This window comes from Kineothrix sp. MSJ-39 (genome assembly GCF_018917935.1).
In the GTDB taxonomy this organism is placed as follows: Bacteria; Bacillota; Clostridia; order Lachnospirales; family Lachnospiraceae; genus CAG-194.
This window is the reverse complement of the sequence record NZ_JAHLPN010000025.1, coordinates 17,883-31,666: the sequence shown is the minus strand read 5'-3', so window position 1 is coordinate 31,666 and position 13,784 is coordinate 17,883. Positions and strand designations below refer to the sequence as shown.

General features: G+C 40.4%; 19 protein-coding genes. All 19 read left to right on the top strand.

The window, feature by feature from the left end; genetic code table 11:
* The first annotated feature begins 207 nt into the window (after nucleotides 1-207).
* The 19 genes from KQI22_RS12735 to srtB all read left to right on the top strand — a co-directional run bounded on the left by KQI22_RS12735 (nucleotide 208) and on the right by srtB (nucleotide 13,625).
* A complete protein-coding gene (locus KQI22_RS12735) occupies nucleotides 208-486 on the top strand; it encodes a helix-turn-helix domain-containing protein (RefSeq protein ID WP_216552943.1) in 279 nt (92 codons plus the stop codon).
* Between the two features lie 86 nt (nucleotides 487-572).
* Complete coding sequence (locus KQI22_RS12730) at nucleotides 573-737, top strand: hypothetical protein (protein ID WP_216552941.1); 165 nt, start codon at nucleotides 573-575, stop codon at nucleotides 735-737.
* A gap of 171 nt (nucleotides 738-908) precedes the next feature.
* Nucleotides 909-1,157 carry a hypothetical protein gene (locus tag KQI22_RS12725; protein ID WP_216552939.1) on the top strand — a complete coding sequence of 83 codons (249 nt, stop codon included), beginning with the start codon at nucleotides 909-911 and terminating at the stop codon, nucleotides 1,155-1,157.
* 1,105 nt (nucleotides 1,158-2,262) lie between these two features.
* Nucleotides 2,263-2,580, top strand: coding sequence for an HU family DNA-binding protein (locus KQI22_RS12720; RefSeq protein ID WP_216552937.1), 318 nt, complete (start codon nucleotides 2,263-2,265; stop codon nucleotides 2,578-2,580).
* Nucleotides 2,577-2,780, top strand: coding sequence for a hypothetical protein (locus KQI22_RS12715; protein ID WP_216552935.1), 204 nt, complete (start codon nucleotides 2,577-2,579; stop codon nucleotides 2,778-2,780). Before KQI22_RS12720 ends, KQI22_RS12715 begins: the two co-directional genes overlap by 4 nt.
* Nucleotides 2,781-3,077: 297 nt before the next feature.
* The gene (locus KQI22_RS12710) at nucleotides 3,078-3,626 is read left to right on the top strand and encodes a hypothetical protein (protein WP_216552933.1); all 549 of its coding nucleotides are present in this window, start codon (nucleotides 3,078-3,080) and stop codon (nucleotides 3,624-3,626) included.
* Nucleotides 3,623-4,135 carry a tubulin-like doman-containing protein gene (locus KQI22_RS12705; RefSeq protein WP_216552931.1) on the top strand — a complete coding sequence of 171 codons (513 nt, stop codon included), beginning with the start codon at nucleotides 3,623-3,625 and terminating at the stop codon, nucleotides 4,133-4,135. Before KQI22_RS12710 ends, KQI22_RS12705 begins: the two co-directional genes overlap by 4 nt.
* A gap of 48 nt (nucleotides 4,136-4,183) precedes the next feature.
* The gene (locus tag KQI22_RS12700) at nucleotides 4,184-4,411 is read left to right on the top strand and encodes a hypothetical protein (protein ID WP_216552930.1); all 228 of its coding nucleotides are present in this window, start codon (nucleotides 4,184-4,186) and stop codon (nucleotides 4,409-4,411) included.
* A gap of 90 nt (nucleotides 4,412-4,501) precedes the next feature.
* Nucleotides 4,502-4,693 (top strand): helix-turn-helix domain-containing protein, encoded by a 192-nt coding sequence (locus tag KQI22_RS12695; protein ID WP_216552927.1) that lies wholly within the window; start codon nucleotides 4,502-4,504, stop codon nucleotides 4,691-4,693.
* A 122-nt stretch (nucleotides 4,694-4,815) separates the two neighbouring features.
* On the top strand, nucleotides 4,816-5,970 hold the full coding sequence (locus tag KQI22_RS12690) for a tyrosine-type recombinase/integrase (protein WP_216552925.1): 1,155 nt from the start codon (nucleotides 4,816-4,818) through the stop codon (nucleotides 5,968-5,970).
* 90 nt (nucleotides 5,971-6,060) lie between these two features.
* Complete coding sequence (pyrE, locus tag KQI22_RS12685; RefSeq protein ID WP_216552923.1) at nucleotides 6,061-6,741, top strand: orotate phosphoribosyltransferase; 681 nt, start codon at nucleotides 6,061-6,063, stop codon at nucleotides 6,739-6,741.
* A gap of 26 nt (nucleotides 6,742-6,767) precedes the next feature.
* Nucleotides 6,768-6,920 (top strand): hypothetical protein, encoded by a 153-nt coding sequence (locus KQI22_RS12680; protein ID WP_022004122.1) that lies wholly within the window; start codon nucleotides 6,768-6,770, stop codon nucleotides 6,918-6,920.
* A gap of 37 nt (nucleotides 6,921-6,957) precedes the next feature.
* Entirely contained in the window at nucleotides 6,958-7,260 is a 303-nt protein-coding gene (locus KQI22_RS12675) for a DUF6142 family protein (RefSeq protein ID WP_253293637.1), read from the top strand.
* Nucleotides 7,257-9,314: an aminopeptidase gene (locus KQI22_RS12670; protein WP_216552920.1), complete on the top strand. Its 2,058-nt coding sequence runs from the start codon at nucleotides 7,257-7,259 to the stop codon at nucleotides 9,312-9,314. Before KQI22_RS12675 ends, KQI22_RS12670 begins: the two co-directional genes overlap by 4 nt.
* 97 nt (nucleotides 9,315-9,411) lie before the next feature.
* Complete coding sequence (gene purE, locus KQI22_RS12665) at nucleotides 9,412-9,918, top strand: 5-(carboxyamino)imidazole ribonucleotide mutase (protein ID WP_216552918.1); 507 nt, start codon at nucleotides 9,412-9,414, stop codon at nucleotides 9,916-9,918.
* Nucleotides 9,919-9,932: 14 nt separating this feature from the next.
* Complete coding sequence (purM, locus tag KQI22_RS12660) at nucleotides 9,933-10,958, top strand: phosphoribosylformylglycinamidine cyclo-ligase (protein ID WP_216552916.1); 1,026 nt, start codon at nucleotides 9,933-9,935, stop codon at nucleotides 10,956-10,958.
* Nucleotides 10,952-11,575, top strand: coding sequence for a phosphoribosylglycinamide formyltransferase (gene purN / locus KQI22_RS12655; RefSeq protein ID WP_216552914.1), 624 nt, complete (start codon nucleotides 10,952-10,954; stop codon nucleotides 11,573-11,575). Before purM ends, purN begins: the two co-directional genes overlap by 7 nt.
* Nucleotides 11,576-11,587: 12 nt before the next feature.
* Nucleotides 11,588-12,859, top strand: coding sequence for a phosphoribosylamine--glycine ligase (gene purD / locus KQI22_RS12650; RefSeq protein WP_216552912.1), 1,272 nt, complete (start codon nucleotides 11,588-11,590; stop codon nucleotides 12,857-12,859).
* Nucleotides 12,849-13,625, top strand: coding sequence for a class B sortase (gene srtB / locus KQI22_RS12645; RefSeq protein WP_216552910.1), 777 nt, complete (start codon nucleotides 12,849-12,851; stop codon nucleotides 13,623-13,625). The genes purD and srtB overlap by 11 nt, the downstream gene beginning before the upstream one ends.
* Nucleotides 13,626-13,784 lie beyond the last annotated feature (159 nt).

The window sequence follows — 13,784 nt, the reverse complement described above, 5'->3', positions numbered from 1 at the left end:
TAGCCATAGCAGAGAACTCCTTTTAAGTTAATTTTTGTTGTGGTGACTAAAATATAACACAAAGAGAGTATCTCTGCTTTTTAATTATTCAGTTGTAACACATGTATTGTAATCCTACATCTGCTCTTTTATAGCGTGCATTATTTTGTTGAAAATAACAAAAAAATGTGATAAAATATAACTTGAGAAATGGAGGGAAAGAAAAATATGATAGTTTATTATAAACTTGCAAACATTCTGAAAGAACGTAAAATGCAATGGAAAGATTTATGTAATGCAGGTATATCAGTAAATACCCCACAAAAATTTTCACAAAATAAAAATGTAAGCTCAGACACAATAGATAAAGTATGCAAATATCTAAAAGTCCAACCAGGGGAAATTATGGAATATATTGATGAATCTGAGCAACAAGAAAAAGAAATTCAATCACAAATTGAAGTGTTGCAGAAACAATTAGCAGAAGTTAGAGCAAATAAGAAATAGCTAAAACCACATATCAAAAAACGCAAAATAAGCATCTTATCAATCGATAAGATGCTATTTTTATACCCAAAATTAAAAAAGAAAGGATGGTTGATAACCATGAAAAAGTAATTATCAAACTCAACAACTTCACAATCGCAGAAAAGGAAATGACATTTTCCGAGATCAAAGAAGCCGAAAGTGAGAGTGTTTTTTATTTCTGTAAAAACTTTTGGAAAATAGATATTATTTTGAGTCGGCACATTGATTAAATATGAAGTGCGTCCCTATGGTTCGTATGAAGATTAGCAGTTGGATTAAATCAATGGTTTTATATAGGGGATATTGTGGATATTAGATTATCTGATATACCATATTTTAGTGAGGTATGGTATAATTTTATTAATAGAAGCAACTAGAACATTTGATAATGGGGTGTACTTATGTATGATGGAGATAATCACTTCCCACATGATGGCAAACAGGGAAGATGTGGCTGTGGTGAAGGCTACAGTTGGGATGACAATAATAGTAGTATGCATAGTGGTAGTTCTTCGTCTGGTGGCGGTGGTAATGGCACAGCAATATTTTTGATTGCAGTTGTCGTGTGCAGTATTATTGGAGTGTTTAATGAATTGCTTGGAGCGTTGATACTTATTATTGTTGGATTCTTTCTGTTTATGAGTAGGTAATTTGTGTAATGTGAGAATTACAGAATAGGTCAATATACAAATATGGTGTCAATGCAATTTATAGACGGTAAGCTGAGGCGAATTATATGGGAGAAAATACAGACAAAGAACGTAAGGAAGCAAAATAGCTTTGCTGTATGAATTACGTTTAAAAATTTATAAGGTGGTACAACATAAAAGATAAGAAAAATGTGAATAGAAGATTGGTGTACAGGTTAGTTTATAAAGGGCACTTGAATAATCAAGTGCCCTGGTGTATAATCTACTTAGAAAGTGAATCGGATATGACTCCGATTTGCCCTCAGTTGAGAAAAACTAATAAGAATAGCATCCTAAACTTTGCGAGGGTTGGGGATGCTATTTCTTTTTGCCGTTATGGTTATCTATGTAAGACAGAGCCGCAAAAACAACTAATAAAAGTGTAAGCACTTCTAATGTGTTCATTGGCATCACCCCCTCTTTCGTAATACTAGAGGGCATAACTCGGAAAATCACATCCTGCTTTCTTTTCAATTACACAAACAGCAGTATAACATAAAAAATCATATACCTGATAAAAAGAGACAGATCTGATATATGCTGAAGCATAAGATTTGTTGGTTGAAAAGAAAAGTAGGTAATGGTATACTTACTTCATATGCTAGAATGATACAAACGCCCAAACGGCTTACAATAAGGAGGACACAGCAAAGTGGAACAGTATAAACAGGAATTTATCGAATTCTCTGTGACAGTCCAATTTTAGCCTTATAAAAAGCCTATATTCACTGTGTTTATGCGGTATGCATAAGAAATTGACAGTAATAAAAACTATCGTAAGTTATCGCCATTTGATGTAGATTGATATAAAAATGGCACAGAAAATGGTACAGTAAATCAGGAAGAAAAGCATAGATAAAATGTAATAGCAAGACATATAAATAAGTCCTTTATTAGTCAATAATGATTGATAGAGGGCTTATTTATGTGCCTTGAAATATTATGTTGGGGAAATTATCAACTGCCATCATAAAGCCCCAAAATGCGGCACATTTCTACTGTATATAATCAAGAAAAAACAGAGTAAAAGAAACTATGATTTCATTAGATATGAAGGAGGTAAAAAATGAAACTGAATAAACTAGAGCTAATAGATGCATTGCATGAACGGTGTAACATTTATAAATACCAAGCTGAGGAATTTTTGGATGCATTTGCAGATATCATTTCAGAAGCGTTGGCTGAAGGTGATAAAGTGAAGATAAAAGGGATGGGTACTTTTTATACAACTTTGGTAAAAGAGCATGAGATAAATGATCCAAATAGAGATAATATTATTGTAGTACCGAGCAGTATAAGAGTTATATTTAGAGCTAGTAAGGAATTGAAGAAAAGATTAAAAGAGAAAGCAATAGAAAAACATCATGCAGGAGCTAGTAGATGATGGCTCAAATAAAGATGGGATTATATATTACAAGTGATGATTGGATTTGGTTCAATAAATCAGTCTTGGAACAAATACAGGATGATTTATTTATAAAAAAATATCCTTGTTTTAAAAACGCATTAAATTTATCAAGAAGATTAGATTTTAATATACATATTTATTCTAGTGAAATTATGAGAGAAATAGCTTTTAAATAAAGTTCCTGAATATAACCCAGTAGTAACAGTAGAACTTTAAGTATAATAATCGGCAGATATACACCGATTCAAAATAAATGTATGGATGTTTCCCAACAGACAGGAAGTAAAAGAAAGTCTGTATCGGAGTTCAAGAATATCTTGCGAGGTTCATTTGAACCTATCATTTGTGCGATTTCTGCACATTTTCCAATATGAGAAATTGAATAACACGACTGCTGCATATAGCAGTTTATTAAGGTTCGTCATTTATGTCGAACCTATTTCTTGACCTCTGATTTATGAAAAAGGAGGAACATGATTAGTGATAATAAAGAAACCAAAATATGTAAGAAATGCGGGAGGGAACTACCATTAGAAAGATTCAGATTGTCAAGTGCTAACGGCGTTAAGTATTACAGAGGTGCTTGTAGAGAATGTGAAGCATTATATGATAAGGAATATAGTAGAAAAAAGATGGAAAAAGAATTTACATTTTCGGATACTATGAAGTTCCATATTACTAGGGAATATAAAGAGATCAGTCCTGAAAGAATACTGGATATAGATGCTCTGAATATAATACCGTATGGTATAGATGAAATATTTGTAAAATTGATGGATTATAAAGACACATGGCTATCAAATTATGGGCGTTGTATTACAAAAGCATGGAATAAATACAGTTTACTTGATGGATCATATATCAATGGTGAGTTGAGATATAGTCTTAGAAAAAATGTATTTTGTGATGGCAAATGGATTTATAAGCATGATTATGTGTGTGCGCCTAAAATGGTAGTGGAAAGCAGATATGTTTTATATTACAGCAAAAGGAAAGCAGATCAAGGAGGTTTTGTTGCATGAAGAGTAATACATTGAAAGAGGATATTCGATTTTTAGCGGTAGGTGCTGCTGGTGGAAATGTAGCACAAATGCTAGAAAAGAAAGGGTTTAAAGCGTATTATGTAAACCTTGCAAAACAGGATTTGGATTTGATCAATAGTCCGAATAAACTACATATTCCGGGAGGTGAGGGAGCTTCAAAGAATCGTAGTAAGGCGAAAATGGTCTTGTCAGAGTCCATTGATGAAGTTATGGATGTGTTGGATCAGCAAGTAACAGAGCAGTATATCTTTGTTATATTTTCACTTGCTGGAGGAACAGGTAGTGGATTAGGTGGATTTTTAGCACAAGCCATTGCAGAAAATCCGGGTAAAAAGGTTGGCTTGGTTGTGATACTTCCTTCAATGGATGAATCGCTACAGGCAAGAATTAATGCTTATGAGGCTTTAGCTGAAATTGTTGCCCTCAAGAATGAACTGTGCTTTACCTTGCCGGACTTTCATTCCCGAAAACATTCATTGAAAATTTAGCATCATCTATCAAAGCTGAACAAGATCGAGTTCAGAAAGTTATGGAAGATGATGATTTATGCATGGATAAATAACCTGCTTGTTAGTGAAAATAAGAAGCTTAAAGCAGAAAACGAGAGACTCAGGAAAAATATGCGTGTTGTGGATATGCTGAAGGCTGAATATGAGCAGTGTATTCAGGATGCTAAAAAATGCCGGAAGAAATATGCTGACGCTTATGTTGAGTTTGAAAAGATTAGAAAAGAATACCAGGAGCTGCTGGATAGATATAATTGAATATGGAACAGAATTAGTGGATATGGGTATTGCTATTAAAGTGATACCCATATTGTTATTTATAGATGATTGTAAGGATGTGGAAAAAGAATGACTGGAACGGCAATTTATGACAATAAGATATTGCTTAATATAAAAGAATTATGTGATTATCTTGGCATAGGACAAACAAAAGCAAGAGAACTTGTTAGAGGATATAATGGGTTTGGAGTGCAGATAGGAAATCGTTGGTATGCCAATAAAAGAAAATTAGATAAATGGATCGACAATGAATCGATGTAGAACTGAAAATTGTGAATAGGAGATTTGTTGGTTGAAAAGAAAAGTGGGTAATGGTATACTAATTGGGTATATCTATGCTTGACTTTTTGATTTACTAAACAAATCAGAAAGGATTGATATACATGGGTAAATCATTAAATGGTAAAGAACTTGGAAAAGGGATTAGCCAGCGTAAAGAAGATGGTTTATACATTGCACGTTTTACGAACAGATTTGGCAAAAGACAAGTAATATCTGATAAAACCTATAATGGCATTCAAAAGAAGTTGCGTGAAGCAATATTTGCAGATGAGAGAGCAATCAATGTGGTCAATAATAATATGACGCTTGATGAATGGTTTGTAAAATGGATGGATACTTGTAAGAAGAATTGCAGGAATAATACAAAAGATACATATGCCAGACACTATAAACGTGTGAAAAAAGCATTAGGGTGGAGAAAACTTAATAAATTAAATTTGGTTGTCATGCAGGATGCGATCAATGATCTTAAAACGGATAATGAGAGAAGAAATAGCAAGAAAATTCTTGTAGATATGCTTGATAAAGCATTAGCCAGTGACCTCATTACAAAAAATGTTGCAAAGCAGATTACTACAGATGTAACAAGAGAGGACAAAAAAACTAGACGTGTGCTGACTGTTGAAGAAACGGCTATTTTCTTGAAAGAAGCGGAAGATACGTTTTATTACAATCTTTTTGTGGTGTCACTTGAAACAGGTATGCGTATTGGAGAACTTTCGGGGCTACAGTGGGAAGACATTGATTATCGAAAGAAGTTAATTCATGTAAATCATTCCATGACGTATTTTTCAAAGGATGGGAAATATATATTTGAGCTTCATCCAACGAAAACCAACAAAGGAATGCGAGATATTCCGTTGACAACAAAAGCGATTAAAGCTCTAAAGCAGCAACATTTTATGAAACAGACACTTGTCAGTAGTCATAGAGAACCAATGAAAGGATTTGAAAATCTTGTTTTTGTGACAAAAAATAATCGACCGACTACACAATTTCTTGTTTCTGAATGTATAAACGGTATAATAAAGAAAATACATAAGAATTACCCAAATTTAGTTTTTGAAAAGATTACCCCACATTGTTTTCGCCATACTTTTGCAACTAGATGGTTGGAAGCACAGGTTCCAATAAAAACAGTTTCGGCAATACTGGGACACTCACAGTTACAATTGACAACAGATTTATATATGCATGTCACGCAAGATTCTTTGTTTAAAGGATTGGAACAATATGAAAATATTCAAGTAGGGTAAAATAAAAATGGCACAGTATTGGTACAGTAGGAAGAAAAATTAGAACGATACAAACGCCCAAACGGCTTACAATAAGGAGGACACAGCAAAGTGGAACAGTATAAACAGGAATTTATCGAATTTATGGTAGCAAGTGATGTTTTGAAATTTGGCGAGTTCACATTAAAGAGCGGTAGAAAGTCTCCATTTTTCATGAATGCAGGTGCTTATGTGACAGGCTCACAGCTGATGAAGCTCGGCGAGTATTACGCAAAGGCAATCCATGATACTTACGGACTGGATTTTGATGTTCTGTTCGGGCCTGCTTATAAGGGCATTCCACTGACTGTTGCGACAACGATCGCGATCAGCAATTTATATGGAAAAGATATCCGTTACTGTTCCAACAGAAAGGAAGTCAAGGATCATGGCGACACAGGAATTCTGCTTGGCAGCAAGCTGAAGGATGGAGATAAGGTAGTGATCATCGAGGATGTGACGACGAGCGGCAAATCCATTGAAGAAACCTTCCCAATCCTGAAAGCACAGGCAGATGTGGAAGTCATCGGTCTGATGGTATCCTTAAACCGTATGGAAGTCGGAAAAGGCGGCGAGAAGTCAGCACTTGATGAAATTAAGGAATTATATGGCATTGATGCAAATGCGATCGTATCTATGGCAGAGGTAACAGAGCATCTGTACAATAAAGAGTGCGGCGGCAGAGTTGTGATCGATGATCAGATCAAGGCAGCAATCGATGCGTATTATGAGCAGTATGGTGCGCGGGCATAGACAGTTGTAGTCGGAAAGGAAATCATATGGAAGAAAAAATCTATAAAACAATGGCAGGAAGCGGTGCTTTAAATATTGTATTCGGTGTGATCTCTATCGTGGTGGGAATCGCAGGCGGCGTATTGCTCATCATATCCGGTGCGAAGCTGCTTGCCGGTAAATCAAAGATCATGTTCTAAAGGGGACGTTATGCATAAAGGTCGTAAAAAGAATTTTATGTTTACGAATAAAAGTCAGTCGGAACGTGGTATTATGTCAACCGTACTTGGAATACTGTCAGATGTCTCGATCGGGCTGGCAGTATTTTCTTCGTTCCGGATTGGCGGACGGGCAAGTGCGAGGCTTGGCACGGTTATTTTAGTAGCCATGCTTTTTTCAATCGCAGGACTGGTATTCGGTATTTTATCCAGAATGGAGAAGGATAAGTTTTATTTCTTCCCGGATTTGGGTATTCTATTAAACGGAATCGGCGTCTGTGCCACAGGATTTATTTTGTATGCGGGAGTGTTTGGATTATGATGGAAGAAAGATATGAACTTGCAAAGGAAAGACTGACTGAAATTCATAAGGAAGAAACTGTAAAGGAGCCATACTGTTCTTATTTTAGACGGGTGGCTTTTTTCCTTTTGGAGATGAGTCAGATCTATGAAGATATCAAGGCGGGCAGTTATTTTGATAAAAGTACGGAAGAACTGCGCAGTGCAAATGAAGTGATGTTTGCGGATGTACTGCCGGATCTGTATGAGGAAAGTTATGCGAATCCGGTTTATGCGGTTTCCATGCTGGGAGACGACTACGGGCAGATCCTGTCCTTTGTTTATACGCAGATGCGTTCTGTGATCCCGGAAATCTTTGAACAGAATCTGGATGAACTTGTGATCCATATGGAGTTCTTTCTGGAGATATACAGCAGCTTTGTATACAGCTATGCGGATCAGGATCGGGAGCCGGCGGTGCAGCAGCTGAAAGAGATCGTGTACTTTTTCATCTACGATTATATGGAAGAGGAAACCGTAAAGCGTGTCAGCGAAAAGGTAGATCCGGCATCAGATTTTGCATATCGTATCATCATGGAATCGGATCTGTCGGATGAGCGGTATCTGTACAGATACGGTGAATATATCACGGATAACCAGAGACTGACAGCAGCCTATTTAAACAATATGGAGCCGGAAAAACTGCAGCTGATGGCAGATACTTATACAGAAGGGTATCGGATCGGTTTTATCAAGGGCAATAAGGATCTGTCCAAAAAGAAGGTTGCGCAGATCGTGTATCCGATCGGCTTTGAACGGGTTGTAAAATTAGCTATAGACAACTTTAAAGAAATGGGACTTGATGTGACAATGATGCGGACATCACACAGCATCTTTACCAAGAGAGGAACCTCGGTGGGCGGCTATTATTCCGAAAGTCCGAATAAACAGTATGAATACGATCACCGGGAGGATGAGGCACTTTTCCTGGATAAGAAGTTTGTAAGCCGCCGTTTGGAGGTACAGAAGGAAGCATACGAGCAAAAGAAGGAACTCTCCGCTGTGCATGCGGGACCTGCCTGGATCGAGGTATTCGGTGAAACGCCGTTTACCCCTGTTTTGCAGAAAGAGGCATGTCAGCTTAGTAAGAAGCAGCAGGAGCTTTCAACCTGGTATTACGGACAGCTCGGTCAGATCATCAACAGCTATATCCCGGGAGAAGAAAGAAGCTTTACGATCATTGCCTATCCGATCCCTGAGATCGGGGAAGAGTATCCGGCGATCATGGATGAAACGATCCGCCTGAATACATTGGATTATCAGACGTACGAGGATCTGCAGCAGAAGATGATCGATGTGCTGGATACATGTGCGTATGCCCGGATCATAGGGACAAACGGAAATAAGACAGATCTGAAAGTTATGTTAACCGACCTGACAGATCCGGCAAAGCAGACAAAGTTTGAAAACTGCGTGGCAGATGTCAATATTCCGGTGGGCGAGGTATTTACTTCTCCGAAGCTGGCGGGAACGGAAGGCACGCTCTATGTCAGCCGTGTTTATCTGAATGAGCTGGAATATACAGAGCTTGAGATCCATGTGAAGGATGGCAGGGTAACAGAGTACGACTGTGCTAACTTTGCAGATCCTGCAGAGGGTAAAAAGTTAATTAAAGACAACATTTTATATCATCACGAAACACTTCCGATGGGAGAATTTGCGATCGGTACGAATACGACCGCTTACCGTATGGGACGGATGTATGAGATCGAAGACAGACTGCCGATCCTGATCGCAGAGAAAACAGGGCCGCATTTCGCATTCGGAGATACCTGTTATTCACACGCTGAGGATGTGGCTGTTTATAATCCCGACGGAAAAGAGATCATTGCCAGAGACAATGAAATCTCTGTTTTGCGCAAAGAGGATATGGACAAGGCATATTTCCAGTGCCATACGGATATCACGATCCCATATGATGAACTGGGCGCGCTCTACGGTGTTACAGCGGACGGCGAGGAGAAATGGATCATCAAAGACGGCAGGTTTGTACTGCCGGGTACGGAAGAGCTGAACAAACCGCTCGAAGGAATGTGACATTTCGTATTGACGATAGAGAAAGAACCTTTTAAAATATTGTATGATTGCAAAAAAGCAATGATTGATAACAGTAAAGATGAATGGAGGATACAGCATGGCACAGGTAGGAATTGTAATGGGCTCTGATTCAGATATGCCTATTATGAGCAAAGCAGCAGATATTCTGGAGGAACTTGGTATTTCATATGAAATGACGATCATTTCCGCCCACAGAGAACCGGACGTATTTTTTGAATATGCCAAAGGAGCAGAGGCAAAGGGATTCAAGGTGATCATCGCGGGCGCAGGTATGGCAGCACATCTGCCGGGTATGTGTGCAGCAATCTTTCCGATGCCTGTCATCGGTATCCCAATGCATACGACAAGTCTTGGGGGCAGAGATTCCCTGTATTCCATCGTGCAGATGCCATCCGGTATTCCGGTTGCGACTGTTGCGATCAACGGCGGAGCCAATGCGGGACTTCTGGCAGCCAAGATCTTAGCAACAAGTGATGCAGCACTTCTTGACAGACTGAAAGCATATTCCCAGAGCTTAAAGGAATCTGTACAGAAGAAGGACGCCCATTTACAGGAAGTAGGCTATAAAAATTACAATAAATAAAGAGGAGAACAAAAATGGATTACAAGAAAGCAGGAGTAGACATTGAAGCCGGTTACAAATCAGTGGAGCTGATGAAAAAGCATGTACAGGCTACCATGAGACCGGAAGTGCTTGGCGGCATCGGCGGATTTGCAGGTGCGTTTGACTTAAGTGCCATCAAAAACATGGAGGAGCCGATCCTTCTTTCCGGAACAGACGGCTGCGGAACAAAGGTAAAACTGGCATTTGTGATGGACAAGCATGATACGATCGGTATTGATGCGGTGGCTATGTGTGTAAATGATATTGCATGCTCCGGTGGAGAGCCTTTGTTCTTCCTTGATTATATTGCATGTGGTAAAAACTATCCGGAAAAGATCGCTACGATCGTCAAAGGTGTGGCAGAAGGCTGTATCCAGTCTGAATGTGCACTGGTAGGCGGTGAGACAGCAGAGCATCCGGGTCTGATGGAAGAAGATGAATACGATCTGGCAGGATTCGCTGTCGGCGTAGTGGATAAAAAGGATCTGATCAACGGATCCGATATGAAGCCGGGCGATGTACTGATCGGTATGGCAAGCTCAGGCGTACATAGCAACGGATTCTCTTTAGTCCGTAAAGTATTTGAAATGACAAAGGAAAGCCTGGATACCTATTATGATGAGTTGGGCAAGACGCTTGGCGAAGCTCTTTTAGCACCGACCAGAATTTATGTAAAAGCACTGAAAGCAGTAAAAAATGCCGGTGTTAAGGTAAAAGGCTGCAGCCATATCACAGGCGGCGGTTTCTATGAAAATATTCCGAGAATGCTTCCGGACGGCGTACGTGCGGTTGTCAAGAAAGACAGCTACGAAGTACCGGCTATCTTCAAACTTCTGCAGAAAACAGGCGATATTGAAGAACAGATGATGTACAATACCTACAACATGGGTATCGGTATGGTTGTTGCGGTAGATCCTGCTGATGTGGAGAAAACAATGGCAGCTATGAAAGAAGCCGGCGATACACCGTATATCATCGGTCAGATCGAAGCAGGAGAAAAAGGAGTTACCTTATGTTAAACGTAGTAGTCTGTGTATCGGGCGGCGGTACGAACCTGCAGGCAATTCTGGATGCGGTGGAAAGCGGTAAGATCACCAACACACGTATTGCCGGTGTGATCAGTAATAATGCTGGTGCTTATGCGCTGGAGCGTGCAAAGGCAAAAAAAATACCGGCTGTCTGTATTTCTCCAAAGGAGTATGAGACAAGAGAAGCATTTAATCAGGCACTGCTGCAGGGTGTGGATGAACTGAAGCCGGATCTGATCGTATTAGCAGGATTTCTTGTAAATATCCCGGCTGAAATGGTGCAGGCTTACCGGGGCAGGATCATCAATATCCATCCATCTCTGATCCCTTCCTTCTGCGGCAAAGGCTATTATGGGCTGAAGGTGCATGAAGGCGTGCTGGCGCGCGGCGTTAAGGTGACGGGTGCGACTGTACATTTTGTGGATGAAGGAACAGATACAGGCCCGATCATCTGTCAGAAGGCAGTCTGTGTAAAGCAGGATGATACGCCGAAGGTATTGCAGCAGCGTGTCATGGAAGAAGCGGAATGGCAGCTTCTGCCACAGGCGATTGACTGGATCGCAAACGGCAGAGTACAGATACAGGACGGTAAAGTGTTTATAAAATAACGGGAGGCAGCAATGAAAGTTTTAATCGTTGGAAGCGGCGGCAGAGAGCATGCGATCGCAGCAAGTGTCGCAAAAAGTGATAAAGTGGATAAGATCTATTGTGCACCGGGAAATGCAGGAATCGCACAGCTTGCAGAGTGTGTGGCGATCGGTGCAATGGAGTTTGATAAACTGGTTACATTTGCAAAAGAAAAAGCGATCGATCTTGTGATCGTCGGTATGGATGATCCGCTGGTAGGCGGTCTTGTAGACGAAATGGAAAAGGCAGGCATCCGCACATTCGGACCACGCAAAAATGCAGCGATCCTGGAGGGAAGCAAGGCATTTTCCAAGGATCTGATGAAAAAATACGATATCCCGACAGCAGCGTACGAAACCTTCGATGACCCGAAGGCAGCACTTGCTTATCTGGAATCGGCAGAGTATCCGATCGTTTTAAAGGCAGACGGTCTGGCACTCGGTAAGGGTGTTCTGATCTGCAATACAAAGCAGGAAGCCATAGACGGTGTGAAAGAGATCATGGAGGATAAGAAATTCGGTTCTGCCGGCAATCGCATGGTAGTAGAGGAATTCATGACAGGTCGTGAGGTATCTGTTCTTTCCTTCGTAGACGGTAATACGATCCAGATCATGTCAAGCGCGCAGGATCACAAGCGTGCCAAAGACGGTGATCAGGGCTTAAATACAGGCGGTATGGGAACCTTCTCCCCGAGCCCGTTCTATACAAAAGAAGTGGATGAGTTCTGCCATAAATATATCTTCCAGAAAACGGTAGATGCCATGAAGGCAGAGGGCAGAGAATTCAAGGGCGTTATCTTCTTCGGTCTGATGCTGACAGAAAAAGGCCCGAAGGTGCTGGAATACAATGCGAGATTCGGCGATCCGGAAGCACAGGTTGTTCTGCCGCGTATGAAAAATGATATCATTGATGTATGCAATGCCTGCATCGACGGTACACTGGATCAGATCAAGGTAGAATTTGAAGACAATGCAGCAGTCTGTGTGGTACTGGCATCCGATGGATATCCGGTTTCTTACGAAAAGGGACTCCCGATCGAAGGACTGGAGGCATTTGACGGAAAAGATGATTATTTCTGCTTCCATGCAGGCACAAAGTTTGCAGATGGCAGGATCGTGACAAACGGCGGACGTGTACTTGGCATCACAGCCAAGGGCGACGATCTCAAGCAGGCAAGAAAGAAAGCATATGAAGCGACCGAATGGGTTTCATTTGCCAATAAATATATGCGGCACGACATCGGAAAGGCAATCGATGAAGCATAACAAAAAGAAGCAGGATCTCCTGCTTCTTTTTATGGGAATAGTCTGCCTGATCGTGTTTGCTGTATGTGCTGTTTGGCTTTTGCGCTATTATAGTGATTACAGACAGGAAAAGAATATGGATGAAGAGCTGCGGACGCTTGGCAGACAGGCGCAGACGGAAGTTGTAGCAGAGAATGATTCGGAAAATGCAAAAGACGGAGAGCAGGAAGAACAGGATCTATTGCAGATGGATGCTTCTGTTTATCAGAAGATAAATGCGGATTATGTAGCATATCTGTATATTCCGGATACGGAGATCGAATATCCTGTTGTGCAGCGGAATAACAGCTATTATCTGAACCATAATTTTTATGGGGAGAAAAATGCGCACGGAACCATTTTTCTGGACGAAAACTGCGGCCCGGATGTTCCGGTACTGCTATTGCACGGGCATCACATGAAGGACGGTACGATGTTTGGCAGTCTGAAGCAGTACAGGGACAAGGACTTCAGACAGGTGCACAGCGAGATTCTGCTGGATATGGGAGAGGGCTTTGACACATACGAAGTGTTTGCCGTTCTGCAGATCGATCTGACAAAAGAGGACTACTTTGCATACGAGGAGATCCCAAGGGATGCGGACAGTCTGCCTGAGTATCTGAAACAGATGCAGAAAAATGCGACATGGTATGAACAGCCGGAAAAGGAAGATAAGCTGCTTTTATTGTCTACCTGTGCCTATGGTTCGGAAGATGAAAGAATGGTTGTGGCGGCCTATAAAAAATAAATATAAAATACTGAAGAAACTAAACAGCGGACATGTACAAGTGTTCGTTGTTTTTTTATGTAATAGGAAACTTCGTTCCAACTACATAAAATTCTGTCAATCTACAAGATGTGGCATAATTAAGCAAAAATTCAGAATTTGTCTACTATATTTTGGTTG